Raw genomic sequence first — 20,662 nt, forward strand, 5'->3', positions numbered from 1 at the left:
TTGCCCAGGCGCCTGTTCCATTGGAAAGCGCTGGCCACACTTCTCTGACAATTCTTAAACCTCGTTGCGCGACCGGCTGCGTATACTGACCCGGCCGGTCGTCCGCTCCCAGCGGAGGCGCCGGCCACGGTACGTCGCACGGCGGGCTCGGGGGCCATGCCTGACGCTACCGTCGTACAACGGGGAGAGGACATGTCCTTCAGACCAGGGACCCTTCGAAGTCCGTCCGGAGCGGAAAGCATCGCGCCCGTGCGCACCTCGGAATTGAGCCGGATCGAGCTCGATCCGCAACAGGACCGCCACGCGCGTGCCGCGCTGGAGGCCTATGCGGATTCGGCCGCGGCCGAGATGCCGTGGCTGGCCGAATGGCTGGACGAACGGCTGCGCGACGCCGCGCGGGACGACGGCGCGGGCCCGACCTACTGCGGTGCGACGATCGAACGCGTGTTCGATCTGGCGCAGGCATGGGCGGCGGGCCAGCCCGACTACGCGGCTGGCGCGTGGGAGCGCGTGCGCGACCAGTTGCAGCGGATGCTGGGGCAGCCCGTGCTGGGGCAGCCCGTGTTGGCGCAACCGCCGTCGCCGCAGCGGCCGTCGCCGCGCATGCCGACGGATGATTTCGCCGAGCCGGTGGCCGGCATCGCGGGCGCCGAATAGGCGTCCGGTTGCGCAAGAGAAAGGATTATTCGAAGAAAGGGCGATAGTCCGCGCAATTTCTTGGCGAATTTCATACTACTATGATGAAATCGCCGGTTCGTCCGTGCCCCGTTTTTGAGATATTTAGCCGGGGTCGCCGGCTTGCGCAGGAGGCGCGAGCGGCGAACGACGGCTCGCCGGCCGGTATCCGGACGCCGCGCACAGGTGGCGCGGCCGGGGCAGGCGCGGGAGCCGAGTGGACGAGTCGACTTCGATTTGCGGGGTGCTATGAGAATTGCTGTACTGGATGACGATCCGGCCCAGACGGATTTCGTCAGTCAAACGCTGACGGCCGTCGGCCATACGTGCTATGCGTTCAAGGAAGGCAAGGCCCTGAAGAAGCGCCTGCAGCGCGAGACGTTCGACCTGCTGGTGCTCGACTGGAACGTGCCCGACATGTCCGGCGAGGAAGTGCTCAAGTGGGTGCGGGCGAACCAGACCGAGCACAGCCTGCCGATCATCTTCATGACGAGCCGCGACGACGAGGCGGGAATCACGCAGATCCTCAACGCCGGCGCCGACGATTATGTGGTCAAGCCCGTGTCGGGCCCGATCCTGCGCGCACGTATCGGTTCGCTGCTGCGCCGCGCGTATCCGGTCAATGCCGAGGCCACCGTCCGCGAGTTCGACCAGTTCCGTTTCGACGTGAACCTGAAGCAGGCGTACGTCGGCGACAAGGCTGTGAGTCTCACGCAAAAGGAATTCGAGCTCGCGCTGCTGCTGTTCCAGCATCTCGACCGGCCGCTGTCGCGCGCGCACATTCTCGACCTCGTATGGAAGCAGGCGACCGACATTCCGTCGCGCACGATGGATACGCACATTTCGATGCTGCGCACCAAGCTCGGCCTGCGGCCCGAAAACGGCTACCGTCTCGCGCCGATCTACGGATACGGCTACCGGCTCGAACGGGTCGGCCAGGGGGAACCGGAGTGACCGCGCGCATCACGCGGCGCACGGCGGGCCTGTGCACGGCGGCGCTGCGCGCGGCCTGCGCGGTCGCATTCGCGTTCGCCGCGCAGCAGGCCGCGGCGCAGCCGCCCGCCGCCGCGGGCAAGACGGTCGTCTATCGCACGCAGGCGGGCGACACGCTGTACGACGTCGCCGCGCGCTACCTGCAGGGCGTGGACGACTGGCAACTGCTCCAGCAGATCAACGGCGTGCCGGCGCCGAAGCGCCTGCAGCCCGGCATCGCGCTGAAGCTGCCGGTCGCGCGCCTGCGCAAGGAAAAGCTCACCGCACGCGTGATCGCGGTGCAGGGCACGGCCGAGCGCGCGTCCGGCGCCGCCTTCGCGCCGCTCGCGAACGATGCGACGCTCGCCGAAGGCGACCGCGTGCGTACCGGTCCGAACGGCTTCGTGACGATCGAACTGACCGACGGCACGCACATGAGCCTGCCGCCCGACAGCCAGCTCGACCTGAAGTCGCTGCGCCGCACGGTGCTGACCGGCACGCTCGATCGCGAGTTCGAACTCACGCGCGGCTCGGTCGACAGCGAAGTCACCCACCTGAAGAAACGCGACGACCGCTTCCAGATCCGCTCGCCGTCGGTCGTCGCCGGCGTGCGCGGCACGCGCTTTCGCGTGAACTACGACGCGGCCGGCACGGCGTCGACGCGCGTCGAAGTGCTCGACGGCACCGTCGGCGTCGCGGGCGGCCGCAAGCCGGCCGGCGCGACGCTCGTGCATGCGAACTTCGGCAGCGTCGCGACGTCGTCGGGTGCGGTCGGCGCGCCGATCGCGCTGCTGGGCGCACCCGCGCTCGAGCATCCCGACAAGGTGCAGGACGAGCCCGGCGTCGCGTTCGACATCGCGCCGCTCGAGCAAGCGCATGCGTACCGCGTGCAGCTCGCGCACGATGCGGGGCTGATGGACCTGTTCCGCGAGACACGCACCGATTCGCCGCGCGCGGTGTTCCGCGACGTGCCGAACGGCAACTACTTCGTGCGGATCGCCGCGATCGATGCGAACGGCCTCGAGGGGCTGCCGCGCACCTATGCGTTCGAACGCCGCGTGATGGGGCTCGACGCGAGCGCGTCGCCGGGCGCCGGCGGTTACGAGTTCCGCTGGTCGCCGAACGGGGCGGGCAAGAACGCGCGTTACCGGTTCGTGCTGTCGCGCTCGAAGGACCTGAGCGCGCCGGTCGTCGATCAGGTCGGCCTGCACGCGCGCCAGATCACCGTCGCGCACCTGCCGCCGGGCGACTATTTCTGGGCGGTGACCGTCGAGGAATTCGAAGGCGGCAAGTTCTACGAGAAGACCAGTCCGGTCAGCGCGTTCACGTTGTCGCGCTGACCCGCGGCGCATGAAACCCGATTCCGTTTCCACACGGCGGCACCTCGGCCGCCGCTTCCTGATCGAATGGATCGCGATCGGCTGCCTCGGGGTCGCGGTGATCCTCGCGTGCGCGCTCGGCCGCCTGTCGTCGAGCGTCGACGGGCTGATCTACGACCGGCTGCTGATGCTGCGCAGCCTGCCGCTGTCGCCCGACGTGGTGGTCGTCGACATCGACAACCAGAGCGTGTCCGCGCTCGGCCGCTGGCCGTGGCCGCGCGACGTGCATGCGCGGCTGCTCGACACGCTCGCGCGCGCGCAGCCGGCCGCCGTCGTCTACGACGTGCTGTTTACCGAACCGTCGCCCGAGGATCGCGCGTTCGCGGACGCGATGAGCCGCGTGCCGACCTTCCTGCCGGTGCTGCTGAGCCCCGAGCAGGCGGACGGCACGCGTTCCGTCGATCCGCCGGTCGCCGCGCTCGCGGCGCGCGCGACGGGGCTCGGCCATATCAATCTCGAAGTCGATCGCGACGGCATCGTGCGCAGCGTCGCGCTGTTCGAAAGCGACGGCCGCGTGCGCTGGCCGCAATTGATGGTGCCCGTCTATCGTGCGATCCAGGCCGGCCGGCTGCATCCGGTCGGCGGCGTGCCCGGCGCGAACGCGCACGACCTGTCGCGCGATGCGGCGGGCGACGGCCGCTACCTGATTCCGTTCAGCCGCAACACGCCCGCGTATCCGACGCTGTCGTTCGACGACGTGCTCGAAGGGCGCGTGAAGCCCGACGCGCTGCGCGGCAAGATCGTCGTCGTCGGCGTGACGGCGTCCGGGCTGTACGATCGCTTCGCGACGCCGGTGTCCGGCGAATTCGGCCCGCTCGCCGGCGTGTACATCCATGCGAACGTGCTCGACATGCTGGCGACCGGCAGTGCGATCTCGCCCGCGTCGCCCCTGGGGCTGTTCGTCGCGTCGCTGCTGCCGCTCGCCGTGTTGCTGGGCGGCTTCCTGATGCTGTCGCCGTGGCGTGCGCTGCTGCTGACGCTGAGCCTCGCCGCGCTCGCCGTCGTCGCGAGCCTGGCGCTGCTGTTTGAGGCGCGCATCTGGCTGACGCCGGCGCCCGCGATCTTCGGGCTGATCGCCGTCTACCCGATCTGGAACTGGCGGCGGCTGGAAATGACGATGTCGTACCTGCGCCGCGAGCTGCAGAAGCTCGCCGACGAGCCGCACCTGCTGCCCGAGGCGCCGCGTACGCGCAGCGTCGGCGGCGACGTGCTGGAGCGGCAGATGGCGCTGATGGCGCAGGCCGCGCAGCGCGTGCAGGATATGAAACGCTTCGTGTGGGACAGCCTCGACAGTATGCCCGAGCCGATCTTCGTGACCGATCTCGCCGGCACCGTGCTGATCGCGAACCACGCGGCGAAACGCTACGGGTCGCGGCTCGCGCTGCCGCTGCCGGAAGGGCGGCCGCTGCGCACGGCGCTCGGCGAGCTGACGTTCATGAAGACCGTCGACGGCAACGCCGAGCACGACGCGGCGATCCGCGAGCGCTGGCCGGCCGCGCTCGACCCGACGCTCGAGGCCGAGCACGACGCGATGGCGCGCGGTATCGAGGTGCGCGATCGCGACGGGCTCGACCATCTGCTACGCTACGCGGCGTGTACGAACGCGCAAGGGCGCGTGACGGGCTGGATCGCCGGCCTCGTCGACGTGACCGAGCTGCACGCGGCCGAACGGCATCGCGAGGAAGCGCTGCACCTGCTGTCGCACGACATGCGCTCGCCGCAGTCGTCGATTCTCGCGCTGGTCGAGATCGAGCGCGACCGCGTCGACAGCGACGCGATGCGTGGGTTGCTCGCGCGGATCGAGCGCTATGCGCACCGCGCGCTGTCGCTCGCCGACGAGTTCGTGCAACTGGCGCGCGCGGAGTCGCAGGCGTACCAGCTCGAGGTGACGAGCCTCGTCGACGTGCTGATCGACGCGAGCGACGAGGTGTGGCCGCAGGCGCAGGCGAAGCACATCCGCGTCGAGACCGACGTGGGCGCCGACATGTGCTGGGTGCGCGCGGACCGCTCGCTGATCACGCGCGCATTCGTGAACCTGCTGAACAACGCGGTCAAATACAGTCCGTCCGACACGGTGATCACGTGTACGCTGACGGTCGAGCACGCATCGAAGCGGATGTTCTGTACGATTCGCGATCAGGGATACGGCATTGCGCCGGAAGATCAGCGGCATCTGTTCGAGCGTTTCAAGCGATTCCATGCCGGCGAGCGGCCCGAAATCTCGGGCTCCGGGCTCGGCATGGCATTCGTGAAGACGGTCGTCACGCGCCATGGGGGCAGCGTGTCGGTCGACAGCGAAGTGGGTGTCGGCACCGCGGTGACGGTGTCGCTGCCCGCGATCGACGAGCCGTCCGCCTGACAGGGCCGGGCGCGACGGCAGGTATTTGGGGAAAGCCATGAGAAAGCAATGGGCGGCGACCGTGCTGGCGGCGTCGCTGTTGACGGGTTGCGCGGGCGTGACGAGCGGCGTGAGTGCGCTCGGGCAGCCGAATGCATTTGCATCGGGGGCGCACGGCTACGATTTCGTGCGGACGGCTGCGCAGGCGGGCGACGCCGAGTATCGGCAGATCGAGACGCTCGTGCGCGACGAACTCGCGCGCCGCGGCTTCGATGCGCAGCCGCTCAAGGACGCGCGCTACCGGTTGTCGATCGCGTATGCGACGCAGCCGGCGGCGGTCGCGGCGAGCGCCGCCGGCTGCGGCGCGGCGAGCAGCGCATGCGTGACGGTCGACGGGCCCGCGCCGTTCGCGCTGCCGTTCATGGGCCGCGTGTACCGTCACGTGCTGACGCTGCGCTTCGTCGATGCGAAATCGGGCGCCGACGTCTATCGCGTGTCGGCGTCGCTGCGCGACCGCGATCCGGGCACGCAGCAGGCCGCGCCGGCGCTCGTGAAGAGCGCGCTGGCGAAGGTGCCGTTCGGCGACGGCAGCGGCTGGCTCGTCAAGACGAAAAAAGACGACGCGGGCGGCATGCCGGGCGTCGTCTCGGTGAAGCCGGCCGACGCGCACTGACAGCGCTGGCCGCGAGGTGAGGGCGGGCCCGCCGGGCGGGCCCTTGCCGCGTTCAGACGGTCGGTTGTCCGCCGTCGCGCGTGCGCAGGTACGTTTCGAACTCCGCACCGACTTCCGGGTGGCGCAGCGCGAATTCGACCGTCGCCTTCAGGTAGCCGAGCTTGCTGCCGCAGTCGTAGCGCGTGCCCTGATACTTGTAGGCCAGCACCTGTTCGTCGGCGAGCAGCGCCTGGATCGCGTCGGTGAGCTGCAGTTCGCCGCCCGCGCCCGGCTTCAGCGCACGCAGATGCTCGAAGATCCGCGGCTTCAGGATGTAGCGGCCGACCACGCCGAGGTTCGACGGCGCGACTTCCGGCGCCGGCTTCTCGACGATCGCCGACATCTTGACGATCGACTCTTCCCATTCCTTGCCGTCGACGATCCCGTACGACTTCGTCTCCGACGGCGGGATCTCTTCGACGCCGATCACCGAGCTGTGATAGTGGTCGAACACGTCGACCATCTGCTTCATCACCGGCGGGTTGCCGTCGAGCAGGTCGTCCGCGAGGATCACCGCGAACGGGTTGTCGGCGACCAGCTTTTCCGCACACAGCACCGCGTGGCCGAGGCCGAGCGCTTCCGGCTGGCGCACGTAGAAGCAGTCGACATGGCTCGGCTTGATGCTGCGCACGAGTTCGAGCAGCTTTTCCTTGCCGCGCGCCTCGAGCTCGGCCTCGACTTCGTACGACTTGTCGAAGTGGTCCTCGATCGCGCGCTTGCTGCGCCCGGTCACGAAGATCATCTCGGTGATGCCCGCCGCGATCGCTTCCTCGACCGCGTACTGGATCAGCGGCTTGTCGACGACGGGCAGCATTTCCTTCGGGCTCGCCTTCGTTGCCGGCAGGAACCGCGTGCCGAGGCCGGCCACGGGGAATACCGCCTTGGTGACTTTCAACATGATCGAACCTTTATTCCTGTAATCGACTTGTCAGACGGTCTATGTTCACGTTCGCATTATATTGAACGCAAATGACCTTACCGTTTGTTACGCAGGCAACCGATCGAGCTGCGCACGCAGTTTGTCGAGCGTGCTCTGGAATTCCGCGACGCGTTTCTGCTCCTGTTCGACCACGGCCGGCGGCGCTTTCGCGACGAACGCCTCGTTGCCGAGCTTCGCGTTGCATTTGGCGATCTCGCCCGTCAGGCGCGTGATTTCCTTCGACAGGCGCTCGCGTTCGGCCGCGACGTCGATCTCCACCTTCAGCACCAGCTTGTTCGGGCCGACGATCGCGATCGGCGCGCCGTGCGCTTGCCGGTCGAGCGCCGCTTCGTCCGCGAGGATCTGCACGTCCGACAGGCGCGCGAGCGCCTGCACGTACGGCGCGAACGAGCGCAGGCGCTCGGCGTCGCCGGCGGCCAGCAGCGGCACCTTGGTGGCCGGCGACAGGTTCATCTCGCCGCGCAGGTTGCGGCACGCGTCGACGATCGCCTTCAGGTCGGCCGCCCACTGTTCGGACGCCTCGTCGAGCTTCTGCAGGTTCGCGACCGGATACGCCTGCGTCATCAGCGACGCTTCGCCCTCGGCCTTGCCTTGCGGATAGCGGCCGGCGAGCGGCGCGACCTTTTGCCAGAGCGCCTCGGTGATGAACGGGATGACCGGGTGTGCGAGGCGCAGCACCGTTTCGAGCACGCGCAGCAGCGTGCGGCGCGTCGCGCGCTGTTGTTCCGGCGTGCCGTTCTGGATCTGCACCTTCGCGAGCTCCAGATACCAGTCGCAGTACTCGTCCCACACGAACTTGTAGATGCTGCTCGCGATGTTGTCGAAGCGGTAATCGGCGAAACCCTTTGCGATGTCGGCTTCGGTGCGCTGCAAGAGCGACACGATCCAGCGATCGGCCGCCGAGAAGTCGAGGTAGCCGCCGGGGCCGCAGTCGCCCGCGCCGCACACTTCCGGCTTGTCGGCGCCGCAGTCGTGGCCTTCGCAGTTCATCAGCACGAAGCGCGTCGCGTTCCACAGCTTGTTGCAGAAGTTGCGATAACCTTCGCAGCGCGCGAGGTCGAAGTTCACGTTGCGGCCGAGCGTTGCCATCGACGCCATCGTGAAGCGCAGCGCGTCGGTGCCGAACGCGGGGATGCCGTCCGGGAATTCCTTGCGCGTCTTCTTCTCGATCGTCGCGGCCTGCTTCGGGTTCATCAGGCCCGTCGTGCGCTTCGCGACCAGCGCCTCGAGGTCGATGCCGTCGACGATGTCGATCGGGTCGAGCGTGTTGCCCTTGCTCTTCGACATCTTCTGGCCTTCCGCGTCGCGCACGAGGCCGTGCATGTAGACGGTATGGAACGGCACCTTGCCGGTGAAGTGCGTGGTCATCATCACCATCCGGGCGACCCAGAAGAAGATGATGTCGAAGCCGGTGACCAGCACCGACGACGGCAGGAAGTGCTTCAGTTCGGGCGTTTCGTTCGGCCAGCCGAGCGACGAGAACGGCACGAGCGCCGACGAGAACCACGTGTCGAGCACGTCTTCGTCGCGCTTGAGCGCCCCCGTGTAGCCCTTTGCCGCGGCCTGCGCGCGTGCGTCTTCCTCGTTGCGGGCGACGAACACCTCGCCGTTCTCGCCGTACCACGCGGGGATTTGGTGGCCCCACCACAGCTGGCGCGAGATGCACCAGTCCTGGATGTTCTCGAGCCACTGGTAGTAGGTGGTCGTCCAGTTTTCCGGGACGAACTTGATCTGGCCGTCGCGCACGACGTCGAGCGATACCTCGGTGATCGACTTGCCAGGATGGAACGTGCCTTCCGGCGCCGGCTTCGTCATCGCGACGAACCACTGGTCGGTCAGCAGCGGCTCGATCACGACGCCCGTGCGGTCGCCGCGCGGCACCATCAGCTTGTGCGGCTTCACGGAGTCGAGGAAGCCTTGCGCGTCGAGGTCGGCGACGATCGCCTTGCGCGCGTCGAAGCGGTCAAGGCCGCGATACTGTTCGGGGCCGTTGTCGTTGATCTTCGCGTCGAGCGTCAGGATCTCGATCGGCGCGAGCTTGTGGCGCAGGCCGACCTGGTAGTCGTTGAAGTCGTGCGCGGGCGTGACCTTCACGACGCCGGTGCCGAATTCGCGGTCGACGTAGTCGTCGGCGATCACCGGAATCTCGCGGCCCGTCAGCGGCAGCGTGACGAGCTTGCCGATCAGGTGCGCGTAGCGTTCGTCTTCCGGATGGACCATCAGCGCGACGTCGCCGAGCATCGTCTCGGGACGCGTGGTGGCGACCGTCAGCGAGCCCGAGCCGTCGACGAGCGGGTAGCGGATGTGCCACAGGTGGCCGTTTTCTTCCTCGCTGACGACTTCGAGATCCGACACGGCGGTGAGCAGCACCGGATCCCAGTTGACGAGGCGCTTGCCGCGGTAGATCAGCCCTTGTTCATACAGCGTGACGAACACGTCGCGCACGGCGGCCGACATCTTGTCGTCCATCGTGAAGTATTCGCGCGACCAGTCGGTCGACGCGCCGAGGCGGCGCACCTGGTCCGTGATCGTCGAACCGGATTTCTGCTTCCATTCCCACACGCGCTCGACGAACTTCTCGCGGCCGAGGTCGTGGCGCGACACGCCCTGCGCGTCGAGCTGGCGCTCGACGACGATCTGCGTGGCGATCCCCGCGTGGTCGGTGCCGGGCACCCACAGCGTGTTCTCGCCGAGCATCCGGTGATAGCGGGCGAGGCCGTCCATGATCGTCTGGTTGAACGCGTGGCCCATGTGTAGCGTGCCCGTCACGTTCGGCGGCGGCAACTGGATCGCGAAATCGGGGCGGGACGGATCGAATGCCGGGGCGGCGTAGCCGCGTTTTTCCCACTCCGGCCCCCATTGGGACTCGATGGTGTGGGGTTCGAAGCTCTTCGCCAGCGTGTTGTCGCTCATGGTTGGAAATTTGCCGAAAAATGCTTGTTGGAGACTTGAACCGCACATTATAAGTCGCCGGGCGTCGAGCGGAGCCGTTCGCGGCTTACAGTCAGGTTCGCACGTGTCCAATTGCTGACGCGTGTTGGGACGGTTAACTTGCGGGTCAGGCTGCGGGTTTGAGTCGGCGAGGGCTTGCTGCCGCACCGGTCCGCCGTCGCCACCCAGGAGCAGCGTCGCTGCGCATATCCGGGATAAAAAGAACCCTCGGCGGATGCCGGAGGCGAACTATCGCACTAGCCGTGCTTATTTCCGGTCGCTCATATGAATATTTTTCGGGTGGTCTGCGCCGTCGCGCTATGTTCGGCACTGTCTGCCGAAGCAGCCGGTTCCGTCATGGCCGTGCGGCGCACCAATGCGGAGAATTACAAGGACAGGGTGTTGGCGGCGTGCCTGTCGCTCGCTTACTGGGGATCGCCGGCAGGCAAGGATGCCGACGTCACCAAGAGTGCGTTCCTGGAATGGACTCGTTACGATGAGAAAAAAGGCGATCGGGCGGTCGAGCGGCTTGCAGAACACTATTTTTGCGCCGCGATTACGGCAATCCCGTGGAAGGTTACGCCGGGGCAAAATTTGCTCTGCTGAGATGCCTGGACCTGTCTCACGGCCCCGAACTCGCCGAACAAGTTCGCCGGTATGTCCCTCATCCCGACTGGATCGGCGACCAACCTGCTGCCCCGCGCAGGAAATAACGCTGGTCACGCGTGCCGAAGCCGTCGCCGGCGGGGAAGGCGGCCTGTTGGGCCGCGATGCCACATCGGTCGGTCACGGTATCGCGCACGACGGACTTATAATGTCGGGTCCGCATTTTTCTCGCCCGTTAGCCGCCGCTCCATGCCCGATCTGCTCGCCAATCTGAACCCCGAACAACTCGCCGCCGTCACGTTGCCGAACGAACCGGCGCTGATCCTCGCAGGGGCGGGCAGCGGCAAGACCCGCGTGCTGATCACGCGCATCGCGTGGCTGATCCAGCAGGGCTATGCATCGCCGCCCACCGTGCTCGCCGTCACCTTCACGAACAAGGCCGCGCGCGAGATGATGGCGCGCCTGTCGGCGATGATGCCGATCGACACGCGCGGGATGTGGATCGGCACGTTCCACGGCCTGTGCAACCGGATGCTGCGCACGCACTGGCGCGACGCGGGCCTGCCGCAGACTTTCCAGATCCTCGATACGGCCGACCAGCTGTCCGCGATCAAGCGACTGATGAAAGCGGCGAACGTCGACGACGAAAAGTACCCGCCGAAGAACGTCCAGTACTTCATCAACAACGCGAAGGAGCAGGGGCTGCGCCCGGACAAGGTCGACGCGACCGACAACTTCAACCGCAAGTTCGTCGAGCTGTACCAGGCGTACGACCAGCAGTGCCAGCGCGAAGGCGTCGTCGATTTCCCCGAGCTGCTGCTGCGCTGCTACGAATTGCTCGCGTACAACGCGCCGCTGCGCGCGCACTACCAGGCGCGCTTCCGGCACATCCTCGTCGACGAGTTCCAGGACACCAACAAGCTGCAGTACGCGTGGCTCAAGATGCTCGCGGGCGGCGAGAACGCGATCTTCGCGGTTGGCGACGACGACCAGTCGATCTACGCGTTCCGCGGCGCGAACGTCGGCAACATGCGCGACTTCGAGGACGAATTCCGCGTGCGCAACCTGATCAAGCTCGAGCAGAACTACCGGTCGCACGGCAACATCCTCGACGCGGCGAACCAGCTGATCTCGAACAACGCGCACCGCCTCGGCAAGAACCTGCGCACCGACGCCGGCCACGGCGAGCCCGTGCGCGTGTACGAAGCCAGCACCGATTCGCAGGAAGCCGGCTGGATCGTCGAGGAAATCCGCTCGCTGATCAATACCGGGATGGCGCGCAGCGAAGTGGCCGTCCTGTACCGCAGCAACGCGCAGTCGCGCTCGATCGAGCACACGCTGATGTCGTCGGGCATTCCGTACCGCGTGTACGGCGGCCTGCGCTTTTTCGAGCGGCAGGAAGTGAAGCATGCGCTCGCGTACCTGCGCCTGATCGACAACCCGAACGACGACACGGCATTCGCGCGCGTCGTGAACTTCCCGACTCGCGGGATCGGCGCGCGCTCGGTCGAGCAACTGGCCGACGCCGCACGGCTGTACGGCTGCTCGATGGCCGCCGCGATTCCGTACGTGACCGGCAAGGCCGGCACGAGCCTCGGCGGGTTCGCGAACCTGATCGCGAAGATGCGCGCCGACACGCAGCACATGAACCTGCCCGACACCGTCGAGCACATCGTGCGCGCGAGCGGCCTCGCCGATTTCTACCAGGGCGAACGCGAAGGCCAGGATCGCCTCGAGAACTTGCAGGAACTCGTGAACGCGGCCACCGCGTTCATCGCCGAGGAAGGCTACGGGCTCGACACGCCGGCCCGCTCGATTCCGCTGCGCGCGGGCGCGATCGCGGCGCCCGAACTCGGTACCGCGACCGACGATCCGGCAGTCGACGTGCTCGATCCGGCATCGCCCGCCGACCCGGCCCAGAACCCCGACACGATGACGCCGCTCGCCGGCTTTCTGTCGCACGCGTCGCTGGAAGCAGGCGACAACCAGGCGCAGGCCGGGCAGGACGCCGTGCAGCTGATGACCGTGCACGCGGCGAAGGGGCTCGAGTTCTCGGCCGTGTTCATCACCGGGCTCGAGGAGGGGCTGTTCCCGCACGAAAACAGCGTGCTCGAATCGGATGGCCTGGAGGAGGAGCGCCGGCTGATGTACGTCGCGATCACGCGCGCGAAGGAGCGGCTCTACCTGTCGTTCGCGCAAAGCCGGATGCTGCACGGCCAGACCCGCTACAACGTACGCTCGCGCTTCTTCGACGAACTGCCGGAGCACGTGCTGAAGTGGCTCACGCCGAAGGTCGAGGCCGGGTCGCGCTGGGGCGGGCGCTCCGACAACGCCGGCTACGGGCGCGACTGGTTCGCGCGGCCGGGCGGCGGCAGCCGAGAGCAGATCGTCGATGCGGCCGTGTCCGCGCCGCTGCCCGCGTTCGCGGACAAGCAGCGCGCGGCCGACACCGGCTTCCGGGTCGGCCAGCAGGTGTTCCATACCAAGTTCGGCGAAGGCACGGTCACCGCGCTCGAAGGCAACGGCACCGATGCGAAGGCGCAGGTGAAGTTCAAGCGCCACGGCGAGAAATGGCTCGCGCTCGCGGTCGCGAAACTGCAGGCGGTGGAATGATGGACGTCGACCTCGTCGTGGCGCCTGCCGCGCGTCGGCTCGGCATTCTGGCCGCGCTGCCCGAGGAACTCGGCGACCTGATCGCCGCGATGCGCGCCGACGGCGCGATGAAGACGGTCACGCTCGGCCGCCGTGATTATCACGTCGGCACCGTGCACGGCGCGGCCTGCGTCGTCACGCTCGCGCGGGTCGGCAAGGTCGCGGCCGCCGCGACGGTCAGCGCGCTGATCCACGTGTTCGGCGTGTCGGGCGTGGTGTTTACCGGTGTCGCGGGCGGCGTGTCGCGCACGGTGCGGGTCGGTGACGTCGTCGTGGCCGATACGCTGCTGCAGCACGATCTCGACGCATCGCCGCTCTTTCCGCGCTACGAGGTGCCGCTGCTCGGCATCACGCGTTTCGCGACCGACGCGGCGCTGACGGCCCGCTTGCGGGCTGCATGCGCGCTGTTCGTCGAGGAAGAGGCCGCGCGGTTCACCGAGCGCTTCGGGCTTGCCGGCGCGGCGCTGCACGCGGGGCTCGTCATCAGCGGCGACCGCTTCGTGTCGAGCGAGCGCGAAGTCGTCGCGCTGCGCGACGCGCTGCCGGACGCGCTCGCGGTCGAGATGGAAGGCGCCGCGATCGCCCAGGTATGTGCCGAACACGACGTGCCGTTCGCGCTCGTGCGCACGATCTCCGATACGGCCGACGATCACGCGACGCAGTCGTTCTCGCACTTCCTGTCGGCGATTGCGAGCAGCTATTCGTCGGGCATCCTCAAGCGTTTCCTGACGCTGCATGCGACGACGGCGGCCTGAAGCCGCCGTCTCGTCTTTTCCGTTCAAACCGCTCGACCGGCCACGGTGCGCACGCCGCGGCCGGTCGTTCGTCACGCCTTTTTGCGCCCGCTGCCTTCGAGGTTCGGCAGGAACACCGTCAGCACGCCGATCAGCGGCAGGAACGAGCACACCTTGTAGACGAACGGGATGCTCGTCGCGTCCGCGAGCTGGCCGAGCACGGCCGCGCCGACGCCGCCCAGCCCGAACGCGAAGCCGAAGAACAGGCCCGCGACCATCCCGACCTTGCCGGGCATCAGCTCCGTCGCATAGACGAGGATCGCGGCGAACGCCGACGCCAGCACGACGCCGATGATCACGGTCAGCACGCTCGTCCAGAACAGGTTCGCGTACGGCAGCAGCATCGTGAATGGCGCGACGCCGAGGATCGACACCCAGATCACGTACTTGCGGCCGATCCGGTCGCCGACGGGCCCGCCGATCAGCGTGCCGGCCGCCACCGCCGCGAGGAACACGAACAGGTGGATCTGCGCGGCCTGTACCGACAGGTGGAATTTGTCGATCAAATAGAACGTGAAATAGCTGTTGATGCTCGCGAGGTAGAAGTACTTCGAGAACACGAGCAGCACCAGCACGCCGATCGCGCCCATCACGCGGCCGCGCGACAGCGTCGGGTGGCCGGCCGCCACGGCCTTCTTCTTCATCGACGGATGCTTCTTGTACCAGTGGCCGATCTGCGTGAGCACGATCATCGCGACGAGCGCGGCCGCCGAGAACCACGCGATGCTGTGCTGGCCGTGCGGAATGATCACGAGCGCGGCGAGCAGCGGCCCGAGCGCGGAGCCGGCATTGCCGCCCACCTGGAACACCGACTGCGCGAGCCCGTGCTGGCCGCCCGACGCCATCCGCGCGACCCGCGACGATTCGGGATGGAACACCGACGAGCCGCAGCCGACGAGCGCCGCGGCCACCAGCAGCATCGGGAAACTCGACGCCGCCGACATCAGCAGCAGCCCCGCGAGCGTGAAGCCCATGCCGACCGGCAGCGAATACGGCTTCGGACGCTTGTCGGTATAGAGGCCGATGAGTGGCTGCAGCAGCGACGCGGTGATCTGGTAAGTGAGCGTGATCAGGCCGATCTGCGCGAACGACAGCGCGAACTGGCTCTTGAGCATCGGGTAGATCGCGAGGATCAGCGACTGGATCATGTCGTTGAGCATGTGCGAGAAGCTGATCGCGCCGAGCACCGGGTAGACGGTGCGGGCGACGGGCGGTGCGGACGGCTGAGCGACGGCTGGGCCGGCGCCGGAGTCGAGGCTGGTTTCCATGTGAGCTGAACGAGTTGAGGTGGCTGGCGCGCTCTGTTGGGGATCGGCGCGTGGTTGATTCGTTGATGCGTCAAAGAAGTGTAATGTGGCGTGTCACGAATGTCCTGCCAAGTTTTATCGCGAATCGGACATTCGTCGGACGGATCGGCCGATGCATGTTTTTTTGGACGGGTATAACGCTGGCGGCGCGGTCGCCGCTTCAGCGGGGCCGCGCCGGGGCCCGGTGCGTGTTTTTCCGGACTCAAGAAACGGCGGTGGCGGCCGTAGAACGACCCAATGACAACACGCGCGCCGCGCCTGGCCCCGGCTACCCGCCGGGCGGGCGCCGGACGCGCGGCATGGCCTGCCATCGCGGGACCGCCGGACCGACCTTTCCGGCAGCGTGATCCATACGGGGATAGTTCGATGAAAGCAGCATCTTTGCATCCACAGCCCGGTGCGGCGGCCGCCGCATCCGGTGTTGCCGCCGGTCGTGTCGCACGGCGTGCGCGCGCGGCGCGTCGCGAGCGTCGGCCGTGGACCGTCAAGGCGACGTTGCGCGCCGCATTCGCGATCCTGCTGGCGGGCACGCTCGCGATCGGCATGTTTTCGCTGTGGCAGATCAGCCGGCTGAACGCGTCGATCGCGTCGGTCTACGAACAGGGTCACGTCGCGAGCCGGGCGGCGGCTGAAGTCCGCGCCGAGGTGCTGCGCGCGAGCCGCGCGCAGAAGATGCTGCTGACCGCGACGACCGCGAAGGAGCGCGACGAACTCGGCGCCGAGGTGAGCGCGGGGCTCGCGTCGATCAGCCAGGCGCTCGGCACGCTGCAGCGCTATGCGGATCCGGCCGATACCGGCGATTCGGCGCGGCTGCACGCGTTCTCGACGGCGGTCGGCACGTGGAGCACGCATCTGCGCGATTTCGTCACGCTGGTGCGCGCGCAGCCGCTCGACCTGTCGCAGATGAACTGGCAGGTCGGCACGCAGGACGTGTCGCTGCTGGTCGAAACCGGCAAGCTCGAAAAACTCGTCGCCGAACTCGTGAAGACGCGCGGCGAGAAGTCGAAGGCGACGCTCGATGCGTCCGCCACCATTTTTTCGTCGTCGTTCGCGATGATCGCCGCGATGACGGCCGCATTGATCGTGCTGGCCGTCGTGATCGCCGAGCGCGTCGTGCGGCGTCTCGCGTCGCAGCTCGGCGGCGAGCCCGCGCTCGCGAAGGAGATCGCCGCGGACATCGCGCGCGGCGACCTGACGCGGCCGATCGCGCTCGGCCGGCACGATCGCGGCAGCATGGTGCGCGCGCTGGCCGAGATGCAGACGGGGCTCGCGGCCACCGTCGGCGAGATCGCGGTGAGCGCCGAGGCCATCGCGGCCGCGTCCGGCGAAATCTCGACCGGCAACCTCGACCTGTCGCGCCGCACCGAACAGCAGGCCGTCGCGCTCGAGCGCACCGCGGCCAGCATGGAGCAGCTCACGTCGACCGTGCGGCAGAACGCCGAGAATGCGCGTCAGGCGAGCTCGCTCGCGGCCAATGCGTCGGCGGTGGCGGAGACGGGCGGGGAGGTCGTCGGGCGCGTGGTCGCGACGATGAGCGAGATCGACGACAGCGCGAAGAACATCCGCGACATCATCGGCACGATCGAAGGGATCGCCTTCCAGACCAACATTCTCGCGTTGAACGCGGCGGTCGAGGCCGCGCGCGCCGGCGAGCAGGGGCGCGGTTTTTCGGTGGTCGCCGGCGAGGTGCGGCTGCTCGCGCAGCGCTCGGCGACCGCGGCCAAGGAGATCCGGGAGCTGATCGGCGCGTCGGTCGAGCGCGTGGCCAACGGCGCGGCGCTCGCGCACGACGCGGGCCGCACGATGGGCGACGTGGTGCGCGCGGTCAAGCGCGTGACCGACATCATCGGCGAGATTTCGGCGGCGTCGGACGAGCAGAGCGCGGGGATCGACGAAATCGGCCGCGCGGTCACGCAGATGGATGCCGGCACCCAGCAGAACGCGGCGCTCGTCGAACAGGCGGCGGCTGCCGCGAACGCGCTCGACGAGCAGGCTCAGGCGCTGAAGGCGCTGGTCGGGCGTTTCCGCATCGCACACTGAGCGTGCGGCGCGCTCCGGCGCTTACGACTTCTTCTGCTTGTCCGGATCGATGATGACCGTGCAGGTCGTGCCCGCCGACAGCACCACGTCGGCCGGCACTTCGTCGATCCGGATGCGCACCGGCACGCGCTGCGCGAGGCGCACCCAGTTGAAGGTCGGGTTCACGTCCGCGACGAGGTCGCGGCTTTGCGGGTTGTCGCGATCGTAGATGCCGCGCGAGATGCTTTCCACATGGCCCTTCATCACGCCGCCGCTCATCAGCCGCATTTCGGCCGGCGCGCCGATCTTCACGCGCGGCAGCTTGGTTTCCTCGAAGTAGCCGTAGACCCAGAACGAATGGCTGTCGACGATCGCGAGCTTCGCCTGGCCGGCCACCGCATAGTTGCCCTTGAACGTCTGAAGGTTCGTGATGTAGCCGTCGACCGGCGCGACGAGGCGCGTGCGTTCGAGGTTGAGCTTCGCGGCGTCGAGCGCGGCGATCGCCTGCTGGTACTGCGCATCGGCGCTCGACGCGCTGTGCGCCGCGTTCTCGCGGTTTTCCTTCGACACGACGAGCGCATCGAGGTCCGCGCGGCGGGCCGCGTCGTCGCGGCGCATCTGCAGTTCCGCGCGACGGGCAGCGACCGCCGCCTGCGCCTGCTCGACCGCGATCCGGTAGTGCGACGGGTCGATCTGCATGATCAGGTCGCCTTTCTTCACGAGCTGGTTGTCATGCACGGGCAGCTCGACGATCGCGCCCGACACGTCCGGCGCGACGTTGACGATTTCGGCGCGCACGCGCCCGTCGCGCGTCCACGGATCGTCCATGTAGTGCACCCACAGCGAGCGCCCGATCAGGATCGCGACGAGAAGGATGACGGCGGTCGCGACGAAGCCGAAGAGTTTTCTGAGCATCATGATGGTTCGGAATCAACGGTAAACGGCAAGACTCAGTCCGCCGCAAATGCAGACGAGAAGGCAGGCCCGGAACAGCGACGGGTGCCAGACAAGGCGATAGAGGCCCGTATAGGCGAGCAGGCGGTCGACGGCCCAGGTCGCGATCGCGCCGAGGACGAACATCAGCACCACCGTCGGCATGTAGGCATCGAGAATGGCGATTTCACGCGGCATCATGACGAGGCTCCTGGTTGGGGACGCACGGGGCGGTTGCGGTTGAGCGGCTCGAGCGGCGATTCCGGGTCGAGCAGCGCGGTCCGCACGAAATGCAGATGGCTCAGGATGCGCTGCAGCCGGTGGCGTTCTTCGCGCGACGGCTCGACCGCATCGAGCGTCTGCCGGGTCGCGTCGATCGCCGCATTGGTCGCGGCGAGCGTCGCGTCGAAACGTGCTGCGCTCGGCTTCGAGAACAGCGCCGACAGCGCCGTGCGCATCGTCTCGATCGCGCGCCGCCACGGCATCGCGCTCGCATAGCGCGGGTCGGACGGCAGCGTTGCGAGCTCCTGGCGCAGGTCGATCGTCGCGTTGCCGGCTTCGAGCACCGCGAACATCCAGCGCAGCGCGTCGCGCTGCACGTCCGGCTGGTCGGCCGACAGCGTGTGCGCCTGGTACATCAGGTCGCGCGCGCCGCTTTCGAAGCGCGTGCGCAGGCCCACGAGCCGCGCGTGACCGGCCGCGACGGCCTGGTGGCGCAGGTCCGCGAAGAGGCGCTTCTTGAGCCACGGCGCGGTCGGCGGGAACAGCACCGCGAACGCGATCGCCGACGCCAGCATCGCCAGCACCAGCGCGAGCGAGTCGTTCATGAAGCTGGTCGGATCGTAGTGCGTGATGTTGTCCGGGCCGGCGAGGAAGCTGAAGAAGATCAGGTAGCCCATCCCGTAGCCGGCGAGCTTCGGCTTCAGCGTCATGAAGATGCCGATCGCGAGCAGCGGCGCAAGCGCGACGCACAACAGCGGAAAACCGTCGATGTGCGGATAGATGCCGAACGTCAGCAGGAAGCCCGTGCAGATCGCGAGTGCGGTACCCATGCCCATCTGCGCGGACATCGCTGTCGGGCGCGGCGTCGACGACGCGAGCGCGCAGGTGGCCGCCGCCGTCAGCGTCATCGTCACGCCGCTCGGCCACGCGGTCTCGATCCAGAACCAGCCGAGCACGAGGATCACGGTCGCGGTGCGGATCGCCGCGATCACCATCGCCGTCGCATTGGTGCGCGGCTCGTAGCGCTCGATCCAGCGTTCGCGCTCGTGCGTCGCGCTCGACAGCGACGCGTAGGTGGCCGCGTATTCGTGCAGGTCGGTGATGAAGCGGTACAGCAGTTCGGCGGCCGTATCGAAGTCGAGCAGCGGAAAGTCCGGCTGCGTTTCGAGCGCGGCGCGCGTCGCGCGGATGCGGCGCGGCAGCGCGTCGCGCCACGCGAGCAGTTGCGCGGCCGCGTGGCCGGCATCGGCCGACGTGCGCACCGGTTCGCCGGCGGGCGTCAGCAGCAGCGGCGCGATCTCGCGAAAGTACGGCTCGATCGCGTCGATCGCGGCCTGCGCGCCGGCCGCATGCAGCCGGTTCATCAACTGGTGCAGCGCATGGAAGCGGCTCGACGCGCTCATGAACTCGCTGTTCAGCCGCGCGAGGCGGCCGCTGCGCATCCGCGTGTCCGGATCCTCGAACACGGCCATGCTGCGCGCGGCCTCGAACCCGACCACGTCGGCGACGAAGCGCGTATGGATGGTTTCGATATGCGCGCGGTCGAGCTTGCCCGACAGCGCCGCCGCGACGTAGTCGACGAAACTGCCGAAGCGCTTGCGCACCGTCGTGCGCATCTGCTCGCCGGTGGTCCGCGGAAACACGAGCGCGCTGACCACGCCGGCCGACACGATCCCGACCATGATTTCGGCCACGCGCGTCATCGCGCTCATGAATGCGCCGTCCGGGTGCTGCGACGCGGGCAGCCCGATCAGCGCGGTCGTGTAGCCGGCCAGCAGGAAGCCGTAGCTGCGGAAGTTGCGGTTGCGCGCGGCGCCGGCCGTGCACAGCGCGACCCACAGCGCGACCGCCAGCAGGAACAGTTGCGGCTGCTGCGGGAACAGCCCGACGAAGGTGAGCGTCGCGATCAGCCCGAAGATCGTGCCGGCGACCCGGTAGAAGCTTTTCGCGAGCACCGCGCCGCTTTGCGGCTGCATCACGATGAACACGGTCGTCATCGCCGTTTTCGGCGCGGGCAGGTCGAGCCGCATCGACACGCCGGTCGCGATGAACGCGGCGAGCAGCGCCTTGAACAGGTAGAGCCACGCGGCGCCGTCGGTGCGGGCCCAGTCGCCGAACGCGTCGGTCCAGGCCGCGAACGGGCCGTCGACGCGCGGGGAAGCGGGGGAGGAAGCTGACATGG

At 67.9% G+C, this 20,662-nt stretch carries 15 protein-coding genes; 9 read left to right on the forward strand and 6 right to left on the reverse strand.

Going from position 1 to position 20,662, the window contains the following annotated elements; genetic code table 11:
- Window positions 1–192 precede the first annotated feature (192 nt).
- The 5 genes from JYG37_RS09125 to JYG37_RS09145 all read left to right on the forward strand — a co-directional run bounded on the left by JYG37_RS09125 (window position 193) and on the right by JYG37_RS09145 (window position 6,037).
- Entirely contained in the window at window positions 193–657 is a 465-nt protein-coding gene (locus tag JYG37_RS09125; protein WP_089488370.1) for a peptidase, read from the forward strand.
- Between the two features lie 267 nt (window positions 658–924).
- Window positions 925–1,629 carry a response regulator transcription factor gene (locus JYG37_RS09130; RefSeq protein WP_006490421.1) on the forward strand — a complete coding sequence of 235 codons (705 nt, stop codon included), beginning with the start codon at window positions 925–927 and terminating at the stop codon, window positions 1,627–1,629.
- Entirely contained in the window at window positions 1,626–2,987 is a 1,362-nt protein-coding gene (locus JYG37_RS09135) for a FecR family protein (RefSeq protein ID WP_050017565.1), read from the forward strand. Before JYG37_RS09130 ends, JYG37_RS09135 begins: the two co-directional genes overlap by 4 nt.
- A 10-nt stretch (window positions 2,988–2,997) precedes the next feature.
- Complete coding sequence (locus JYG37_RS09140) at window positions 2,998–5,385, forward strand: CHASE2 domain-containing protein (RefSeq protein ID WP_050017564.1); 2,388 nt, start codon at window positions 2,998–3,000, stop codon at window positions 5,383–5,385.
- A gap of 37 nt (window positions 5,386–5,422) precedes the next feature.
- Window positions 5,423–6,037, forward strand: a complete 615-nt coding sequence (locus tag JYG37_RS09145; protein WP_050017562.1) for a DUF4136 domain-containing protein — start codon at window positions 5,423–5,425, stop codon at window positions 6,035–6,037.
- A gap of 52 nt (window positions 6,038–6,089) precedes the next feature.
- On the opposite strand, the gene galU is transcribed toward JYG37_RS09145, so the two are convergent.
- Window positions 6,090–6,974 carry a UTP--glucose-1-phosphate uridylyltransferase GalU gene (gene galU, locus JYG37_RS09150; RefSeq protein WP_050017561.1) on the reverse strand — a complete coding sequence of 295 codons (885 nt, stop codon included), beginning with the start codon at window positions 6,972–6,974 and terminating at the stop codon, window positions 6,090–6,092.
- Between the two features lie 87 nt (window positions 6,975–7,061).
- On the reverse strand, window positions 7,062–9,929 hold the full coding sequence (locus JYG37_RS09155; protein WP_050017560.1) for a valine--tRNA ligase: 2,868 nt from the start codon (window positions 9,927–9,929) through the stop codon (window positions 7,062–7,064).
- Between the two features lie 303 nt (window positions 9,930–10,232).
- Between JYG37_RS09155 and JYG37_RS09160 the strand changes: the two genes are divergently transcribed.
- The 3 genes from JYG37_RS09160 to JYG37_RS09170 all read left to right on the forward strand — a co-directional run bounded on the left by JYG37_RS09160 (window position 10,233) and on the right by JYG37_RS09170 (window position 13,960).
- Window positions 10,233–10,553 carry a T6SS amidase immunity protein Tai4 family protein gene (locus JYG37_RS09160; protein WP_244138071.1) on the forward strand — a complete coding sequence of 107 codons (321 nt, stop codon included), beginning with the start codon at window positions 10,233–10,235 and terminating at the stop codon, window positions 10,551–10,553.
- A gap of 249 nt (window positions 10,554–10,802) precedes the next feature.
- Window positions 10,803–13,166, forward strand: a complete 2,364-nt coding sequence (locus tag JYG37_RS09165) for a UvrD-helicase domain-containing protein (protein WP_050017558.1) — start codon at window positions 10,803–10,805, stop codon at window positions 13,164–13,166.
- Window positions 13,166–13,960 (forward strand): 5'-methylthioadenosine/adenosylhomocysteine nucleosidase, encoded by a 795-nt coding sequence (locus JYG37_RS09170; protein ID WP_502775461.1) that lies wholly within the window; start codon window positions 13,166–13,168, stop codon window positions 13,958–13,960. Before JYG37_RS09165 ends, JYG37_RS09170 begins: the two co-directional genes overlap by 1 nt.
- A gap of 71 nt (window positions 13,961–14,031) precedes the next feature.
- On the opposite strand, the gene JYG37_RS09175 is transcribed toward JYG37_RS09170, so the two are convergent.
- Window positions 14,032–15,267 carry an MFS transporter gene (locus tag JYG37_RS09175; protein ID WP_089488372.1) on the reverse strand — a complete coding sequence of 412 codons (1,236 nt, stop codon included), beginning with the start codon at window positions 15,265–15,267 and terminating at the stop codon, window positions 14,032–14,034.
- Between the two features lie 405 nt (window positions 15,268–15,672).
- Here JYG37_RS09175 and JYG37_RS09180 point away from each other — a divergent pair, with 405 nt between their 5' ends.
- Entirely contained in the window at window positions 15,673–17,346 is a 1,674-nt protein-coding gene (locus tag JYG37_RS09180; RefSeq protein ID WP_089488373.1) for a methyl-accepting chemotaxis protein, read from the forward strand.
- Between the two features lie 21 nt (window positions 17,347–17,367).
- Here JYG37_RS09180 and JYG37_RS09185 read toward each other — a convergent pair whose 3' ends face one another.
- The 3 genes from JYG37_RS09185 to JYG37_RS09195 are packed head-to-tail and all read right to left on the reverse strand — an operon-like array spanning window position 17,368 to window position 20,660.
- Window positions 17,368–18,243: an efflux RND transporter periplasmic adaptor subunit gene (locus tag JYG37_RS09185; protein WP_213346038.1), complete on the reverse strand. Its 876-nt coding sequence runs from the start codon at window positions 18,241–18,243 to the stop codon at window positions 17,368–17,370.
- Window positions 18,244–18,255: 12 nt separating this feature from the next.
- A complete protein-coding gene (locus JYG37_RS09190) occupies window positions 18,256–18,459 on the reverse strand; it encodes a DUF1656 domain-containing protein (protein WP_006476212.1) in 204 nt (67 codons plus the stop codon).
- Entirely contained in the window at window positions 18,456–20,660 is a 2,205-nt protein-coding gene (locus tag JYG37_RS09195) for an FUSC family protein (RefSeq protein WP_213346039.1), read from the reverse strand. The genes JYG37_RS09190 and JYG37_RS09195 overlap by 4 nt, the downstream gene beginning before the upstream one ends.
- Between the last annotated feature and the right edge of the window lie 2 nt (window positions 20,661–20,662).

This window comes from Burkholderia sp. LAS2 (assembly GCF_018417615.1).
GTDB classification, from domain to species: domain Bacteria; phylum Pseudomonadota; class Gammaproteobacteria; order Burkholderiales; family Burkholderiaceae; genus Burkholderia; species Burkholderia sola.

Excerpts from the sequence above, each read along its gene's own strand:
- JYG37_RS09160 (WP_244138071.1), top strand. The coding sequence starts at position 10,233 with ATGAATATTTTTCGGGTGGTCTGCGCCGTCGCGCTATGTTCGGCACTG.
- JYG37_RS09170 (WP_502775461.1), top strand. The coding sequence starts at position 13,166 with ATGGACGTCGACCTCGTCGTGGCGCCTGCCGCGCGTCGGCTCGGCATT.
- JYG37_RS09130 (WP_006490421.1), top strand. The coding sequence starts at position 925 with ATGAGAATTGCTGTACTGGATGACGATCCGGCCCAGACGGATTTCGTC.
- JYG37_RS09195 (WP_213346039.1), bottom strand. The coding sequence starts at position 20,660 with ATGTCAGCTTCCTCCCCCGCTTCCCCGCGCGTCGACGGCCCGTTCGCG.
- JYG37_RS09180 (WP_089488373.1), top strand. The coding sequence starts at position 15,673 with ATGAAAGCAGCATCTTTGCATCCACAGCCCGGTGCGGCGGCCGCCGCA.
- JYG37_RS09155 (WP_050017560.1), bottom strand. The coding sequence starts at position 9,929 with ATGAGCGACAACACGCTGGCGAAGAGCTTCGAACCCCACACCATCGAG.
- JYG37_RS09175 (WP_089488372.1), bottom strand. The coding sequence starts at position 15,267 with ATGGAAACCAGCCTCGACTCCGGCGCCGGCCCAGCCGTCGCTCAGCCG.
- JYG37_RS09190 (WP_006476212.1), bottom strand. The coding sequence starts at position 18,459 with ATGATGCCGCGTGAAATCGCCATTCTCGATGCCTACATGCCGACGGTG.
- JYG37_RS09165 (WP_050017558.1), top strand. The coding sequence starts at position 10,803 with ATGCCCGATCTGCTCGCCAATCTGAACCCCGAACAACTCGCCGCCGTC.
- galU (WP_050017561.1), bottom strand. The coding sequence starts at position 6,974 with ATGTTGAAAGTCACCAAGGCGGTATTCCCCGTGGCCGGCCTCGGCACG.
- JYG37_RS09140 (WP_050017564.1), top strand. The coding sequence starts at position 2,998 with ATGAAACCCGATTCCGTTTCCACACGGCGGCACCTCGGCCGCCGCTTC.
- JYG37_RS09185 (WP_213346038.1), bottom strand. The coding sequence starts at position 18,243 with ATGATGCTCAGAAAACTCTTCGGCTTCGTCGCGACCGCCGTCATCCTT.
- JYG37_RS09145 (WP_050017562.1), top strand. The coding sequence starts at position 5,423 with ATGAGAAAGCAATGGGCGGCGACCGTGCTGGCGGCGTCGCTGTTGACG.
- JYG37_RS09125 (WP_089488370.1), top strand. The coding sequence starts at position 193 with ATGTCCTTCAGACCAGGGACCCTTCGAAGTCCGTCCGGAGCGGAAAGC.